6 protein-coding genes are annotated in these 6,089 nt (G+C 53.4%); all 6 read right to left on the bottom strand.

The window, feature by feature from the left end:
- Window positions 1-237: 237 nt before the first annotated feature.
- Window positions 238-396 (bottom strand): hypothetical protein, encoded by a 159-nt coding sequence (locus HNQ59_RS18840; RefSeq protein ID WP_184041940.1) that lies wholly within the window; start codon window positions 394-396, stop codon window positions 238-240.
- Window positions 397-452: 56 nt separating this feature from the next.
- Window positions 453-1,223: a hypothetical protein gene (locus tag HNQ59_RS18845; RefSeq protein ID WP_184041941.1), complete on the bottom strand. Its 771-nt coding sequence runs from the start codon at window positions 1,221-1,223 to the stop codon at window positions 453-455.
- A 16-nt stretch (window positions 1,224-1,239) separates the two neighbouring features.
- Window positions 1,240-1,998 carry a hypothetical protein gene (locus HNQ59_RS18850; protein ID WP_184041942.1) on the bottom strand — a complete coding sequence of 253 codons (759 nt, stop codon included), beginning with the start codon at window positions 1,996-1,998 and terminating at the stop codon, window positions 1,240-1,242.
- Window position 1,999: 1 nt separating this feature from the next.
- Window positions 2,000-4,933, bottom strand: coding sequence for a T6SS effector BTH_I2691 family protein (locus HNQ59_RS18855; protein ID WP_184041943.1), 2,934 nt, complete (start codon window positions 4,931-4,933; stop codon window positions 2,000-2,002).
- 8 nt (window positions 4,934-4,941) lie between these two features.
- Window positions 4,942-5,826, bottom strand: a complete 885-nt coding sequence (locus HNQ59_RS18860; RefSeq protein ID WP_184041944.1) for a DUF4123 domain-containing protein — start codon at window positions 5,824-5,826, stop codon at window positions 4,942-4,944.
- 11 nt (window positions 5,827-5,837) lie between these two features.
- Window positions 5,838-6,089, bottom strand: a 252-nt coding sequence (locus tag HNQ59_RS18865) for a hypothetical protein (protein ID WP_184041945.1), incomplete at its 5' end; no start/stop codon positions are given.

A 6,089-nucleotide genomic window follows, 5' to 3' on the forward strand; every position in this document is an offset into this window, starting at 1 on the left:
GGCGAGGACGAGTTGGAACAGACGGTTGGTCGCCGTGAATCGACCCAGCGCCTGACGGAACAGCAAAGCGAAGTTAGACATGCGTTTGTCGTCAAGTATTGATGGTTCATTATGCCACCAAGATAGACGGACGTCATGATGACGCTAAGTACCGTTTGAAGCATGCAATCAAATACGATAGCGCGCCACCTGCAACTTAAAATTCGTAAATTCAAGAGAAAAATAACAATGCATCATTTATTTGACGCCTTTACGCTCGATCAGCACATAGAAATACCCCGCATGCGGCATGCGCACGGCGTAGCGGCAGTGATCATGCAGGGCCAGGTCGGTGACAGCCTGGCCCAGTTGCTTGGGGAGGGACGGGAGCGAGGTGGACGACTTTAATGCTGCCATCGACGGTAAATAGTCTGCTATCGTTAGGATTGGCCGACATGATCCAACTTAAAAAATCAAGCAGTTGGCTGAATTTTGTATTTTTTGTAATGCGCCTCCAGCGCTTTGTTCAAGTCAAAAATATACATTTTTTTTGATGATCCAATATCAGACGATAAATTACCAATTGAGTATTTATTTACATTGAAATCCAGATACCTAGCCACACCCAATGCATTAAAAATGCCTTCGGCAATTATGCCATTTGCGATGAGATCCCTTGAGCTCATGTAAGTAATAAATGGCATAATTAAAAATTCAAAAAAAGCAAAATAAATTCTTCCTTCCCGATTAAATTCTTCAAGATCACCATGAAGTAAAAAAAAACCACAAAAAAATAATTCCAATGAAATAATAAAGAATATGTAAAATTTTACTACATATTGGATCATCCCTTTCCTTGTTCTTGCGTGCATATATGGCATCCATAACCATGAATCTTCAATTCTAAGAATTGCATGCGCAAACAAAAAATCGCCTACTTCATATGACACCACCAATCGAACCTGATCACCTACTTTTAAATCTTCAGTAGACGGGAAAGTCCCAATTACCAGCTTGCCGTTGACCAGCATGGCAATATGCTCGACGTCTTCCCCATCGTATAATGCCACGGCGGTGGATCCCGCAAAGTTGGCCAGACTGTCTGTGGCCGCCGCCACTGCACCGGTGAACACAGCACCGCGCTGCATGTCCTCCAGCAGATTGATGACACCGGGGGCACGGTGGATGACTTCGATGCTGCCATCGACGGTAAAGAGTTTGGTTTCGTTCAGATTAGCCGACATGATCCAACTTCAAAGATTAAGCAGTTGGCTGAATTTTGTATCTTTTGTAGTGTGCCGCTAAAGCTCTGTCAAAATGAATAATGTACTTGCGGTGAGTATTTTCAAGTCGAAAGTCTTGATTTTTTACGGAGAATTTGGATGCATTGAAGTCTTGGTATCTTTCTACGCCCAATGCATTAAAAATGCCTTCGGCAATTTTTCCATTTTCAATGAGATCTTTAGAGCTGATATACAGCATAATCGGTATCAAAATAAATTCAAATAAAATTAGATATACTCTTCCTTCTTTATTAAAAGTATCAAGATTGCCAGTAAGTGCGGCAACTCCACTAATAAACAAATCGGATAAAATCGTAATGATTAAGAATATTTTCACCGTGTACCAGATCATGCCTTTTCTCGTCTCATCGTGCATATACGGCATCCACAACCATGAATCTTCAACCCGTAAAATGGCATGAGCAAACAAAAAATCACCGGCCTCATATGACACAACCAGCTTGACCTGATCACCCACTTTTAAATCTTCAGTGGATTGAAAAGTCCCAATCACCAGTTTGCCATTGACCAGCATGGCAATATGTTCAACATCCTCCCCATCGTATAGCGCCACGGCGGATGACCCCACAAAGTTGGCTAAGTTGTCTGTGGCCACCGCCACTGCACCGGTGAACACAGCACCGCGCTGCATGTCCTCCAGCAGGTTGATGACACCGGGGGCACGGTGGATGACTTCGATGCTGCCATCAACGGTAAAGAGTTTGGTTTCGCTCATATCAGGCTTCGTCCACTAAAGAGGCTTTTTCAAATTCTTTTAACTCATCCTCAACGCTGGCATAACCATAAATCGATTGATCTTTCCGAAATAGGCAATTGCCGAACCACTTTTCCAGAGATTGGGAATCGATATACCAGCGGTAGGCAGAATAGGAAAGATCGGCAACGGTGATGATTACTCCGACCCATCCGAGCCATGCAACGAACCGCAGTAAAAGCACCCTTTTACTTAGTGCATCAGCACCTTTTGCAAGTATTGATAATATTCTTTTGGTTGCGGTTCGCTGTCCTTGCCTAGCTACCTGATACTCAAAATAAGGGGCAGAGTACGAGTAAGCGGCAATTGTGCTAGAAAACGTAGACAAGCCATTTGCAACCAACCGAATTAACAAGATTACTTTTTGACTAGTATCTTTTTCCAAATTGAATTTGTTCCAATCAAGTACACCAGAAACAATCCCCGCGCCCAGCCCAAACATCCCAGCCGCCAGCTTGAACCCACCGCGCACGATGTCAGCCCCTTTGTTGATGCCGTTGATCACATTATATTGTGGCAGCTCCCGCACCGATTTGACGCAGGCATAGGTCATGTCCATCAGCGCGCTGCCCAGCGCCAGCACCCCGCCCAGCACTTCGTAGGCCACCAGATCAAACTCGGCCTTGAGCTTGCCGAGTTTACCTGCCAGCGCGATGCTCTCGATGCCAATCAGCACCATGCCGATGCGGGCCTGGTGGTAGTTGTTGGTGGGGCTGGGGGTGGTGGGTACCCGCTCTGCCGGGGTGGCCTTGCCCTTGAGCGCCTTCAAGGCGTCATCGTATTGGGTATGTTGTTTGGCGCTGGCCTCCAGCTGCTGTTGCAGGGCCGTCCAGCCCAGCCGCCCTGCACCTTGGCTGATCTGGATCTTGGCTTTGAGTTGCGCATCGGTGATCAGGTCAACCATGCCATGCTGGATGGCCAGCTTGGCTTCGGTGGCCTGCCGATAGGCTTTGATTTCGGCGCCAGTTTTGCGCATGCGGGCAGCCTGGGCACGGGCAGCTTCGGTGTGGTAGGCCCGCTCTTTGTTGTCCCAATCGGTCTGGTTGATTTTGGCCATCAGGGTGCTGTGCTCCAGCTCGAAGGCCAGATCGCCCAGCTGGCTTTGCATCAGGCAGGCCATGCGGGTGGCGAAGGCCATTTCGGCTTTTGAGCCAATGGCCTTGCGGGTGACTGCCCGACACAGGGTGGAGATGAAATAGGAGAAGCGTGCCTCGTAGTTGGCCAGATGTCTGGGGTTCAGATAAGTAGCGCTCTGCTTTTGATTGCGCATCCATTCATCCAGGGCGGAATCCGTGCTTTTGAACATGCTCACCACGCCCTTGATGGCAGCCTTGAGGCTGGTGGTGGGCTCGGCAGACAGGTCGGTCTGGGTGGCGGCAAAGGCGGTGGCCTCGGCCAGCAGGGTGTTGACAGCCTGCTTGACTGCCTGCTGGTCACGGGTCAGCGCCCGCATCAGCAGGTTGTTGCGGTCGATGTGGGTGGCGGCAGCCCATTCATCCAGGATGGTGGCGGCCTCGGGCGAGCCTTCCATGCCAAACACGCAGCCCATGACGTTGGCACGCAATGCTTCGCCAGATAGATTGTCCTGGGGGTCAAAGCAGTCGAAGGCTTGTAATACCCGCTCGGTTTTGAGCCAGGCCAGGTGAGGTGGGGTACGCTCTTTGGCGCGGGTGGCCATGGTGGTGGAGAGGCTGGCCAGTTTTTTCTCGAAACGATCCAGCTTGCCGGTATCCAGCAAGGGGGCGTAGTGCTCATCCCACCTTCTCTTGCCAAGCTGGGCGGCCTGTTCGATCAACTGCTGCAGATCTTTTTCGCGCGCCCGTTCAAATTCGGTCACCTCGTTTGGGTGCGCTGCCTCCCATTGCTGGCGGGAGTGGTGGGTGTAGGCGCGGTTGGCCCACATTTTATGCTTTTTGCGCAAGCCCGAGTCGTCCGGGAAGATCGGCTCTATCTTGGCCCGCCGCTGCATGTCGCGCTGGATCACGCTATTTTGTGCATCCACGACGAAGCCTGTGTTGATGGCCTGTTTGAATTTGCCGATGACTTCCAACACCGGCAGCCGATCCCGGTTAGGTCTGCCACGCTCGGTCTGTTTCATGAAGTCATCAAAAAGCCGAAAGGCATCATTGCGGGCATCATTCAAAGTCTGGGTGATGCCAATCGGGTCGTGAATGACAAAGCCGGGGATCTGGTACAGCGCCAGGGCGCTGCTGATGCCACCCAGCTTGCCCGCGATGCTGTTGATCTCGGCACTGAAGTATTGGTTGTCCAGCAGCCGGTGGTATGCCTCGCCGGGTTGGTTTTTGCCAAAGCACAGGTATTCGGCCACGGTGCGCTCGATCTCGTGGCTGGGCAAGGTGTGGGGCTGCTGGGTCTGGCCGGCCAGCCAGGCGGCGGGTTGAAAGTGCTGCAGCTTGCCTTGTCCGGCATAGGTGGTGCAGTTTTTCTTATAGTCGGCCAGCTTGGCCACGGTGAGGGGTGCGGGGGTGAACAGCACCCAGATGTGCGGGACATCCTGGGCGTCGCTGATATTGATCATCGAGGCGGTGACGCCACACGCTACCGGGCTGCAACTGAAGCTGGGCTTGAGTTGCGGTGGGGTCTCGGGGGTGAATTCGTACAGATAGCCCCCGTCCACCACTTGATAGGCCGTCCAGTATTTGACGCCTTTGCGCTCGATCAGCACATAGAAATACCCCGCATGCGGCATGCGCACGGCGTAGCGGCAGTGATCATGCAGGGCCAGGTCGGTGACCTGCTTGCCCAATGTCGCCGGTAGCTTGGCCGGCAAGGGGGCCAGGGAGGCGGGGTCTTCTGCAGCCACCACGCCATAGAGGAGGGGCAGCCATTTAAAGCCTTTACGATCACAGAATCGGCAGTCTTTTTTGGTGGGCATGGTCAGGGTCAATCATCTGAATCGGTTGCGACGGGGATGGGGGCAAGTGTGATGCCCAAGCGGTCTTCCAGTGCGTCTTTGAGGGGAATGCCATCGGTGATGACCAGCTGCAAGGTCTCTCCCAATTGAGGGTGGGCTTGCCAGGTGTCGCCTTGTATCAAGCACAGCGCAGCCCAGTCTGCGATGTCATTCGCCTGTCGCAGGCCTCGCTGTCGGCCCTGCTGTAAGCATTCGAGCCATTGCGGCACTTGCTGATGGTCCGGTATCCGCCCACGTGACATGAGTTTGCCCAGTAGCAGATTGAAGGCTTCTATCTCACCCAGGGCTTGCCATTGGGCTTGGTTGATGATCAGACGGGCAGCTGGGTCGATGGGGAGGTTCGGCGGATGGAGGGGTTGATAGGCACCTTGCCAGTCCAGCCAGCCCCATTCGTCTATGCCATGCAGCAACAGGGCTTGTTGCGTGGGGGTGAGTATCCGGGGCAGGTGGCACAGGATGCGAGGGTCAAAATACCGGAAGTACGCACCACCCAGGCCTTCGATGTAGAGATCCAGCATGCGGGTCAGGTGCTGGGCGAGCTCTGCTTGTGGCAATGGGCTGAATATCAAGCCGGCCACGCTGCGCAGCTGATTGCCAAGGGTGGTCGCTTCCCAATGTGCCTGGGCGAGGTAGTCACGCAATAAGGGCGAGTAGGCGGAATCGAGCCGGATCAGGCGAGGTGCCGCAGCAGGTCGGGCTTGGAATTGACGGTCCAGCAATGGGGTCTGCATGGGTGATGGCGCTTCCAGCGATTCGTCAGCAGGTGGCGCACCCGCCGAGGGGTCGATCAAGACATCGCAATAGCCCAGATCCCGTACCCGGTTGAAGAGTATGTCGTCATTTGTCTGCATCATCGGTGCCCCTGTCAACGCAACACACCCGCCGAGCCGGATTGGGTGGCGTCCGCATTTTTGAATTCACACCCCTTGAATGGCCCATGCGGCAGCGCAGGTGCCGCATGACTGGCCCCCTGCGGCCCCAGCTGCTGCTTGACACTGGCCTTGAACACCGCGGCCTTGGGGCACTGGATCAGGATGTTGCCGTCCTTCAAGGTCAGCCCGCTGCCGTTCGCCACCAGCTTCAGCTGGGTGGGGCTGGCCAGGGTGAGTTGTTGGTT

The sequence above is a fragment of the Chitinivorax tropicus genome, assembly GCF_014202905.1.
Classification (GTDB): domain Bacteria; phylum Pseudomonadota; class Gammaproteobacteria; order Burkholderiales; family SCOH01; genus Chitinivorax; species Chitinivorax tropicus.

Excerpts from the sequence above, each read along its gene's own strand:
- HNQ59_RS18860 (WP_184041944.1), bottom strand. The coding sequence starts at position 5,826 with ATGATGCAGACAAATGACGACATACTCTTCAACCGGGTACGGGATCTG.
- HNQ59_RS18840 (WP_184041940.1), bottom strand. The coding sequence starts at position 396 with ATGGCAGCATTAAAGTCGTCCACCTCGCTCCCGTCCCTCCCCAAGCAA.
- HNQ59_RS18845 (WP_184041941.1), bottom strand. The coding sequence starts at position 1,223 with ATGTCGGCTAATCTGAACGAAACCAAACTCTTTACCGTCGATGGCAGC.
- HNQ59_RS18850 (WP_184041942.1), bottom strand. The coding sequence starts at position 1,998 with ATGAGCGAAACCAAACTCTTTACCGTTGATGGCAGCATCGAAGTCATC.
- HNQ59_RS18855 (WP_184041943.1), bottom strand. The coding sequence starts at position 4,933 with ATGCCCACCAAAAAAGACTGCCGATTCTGTGATCGTAAAGGCTTTAAA.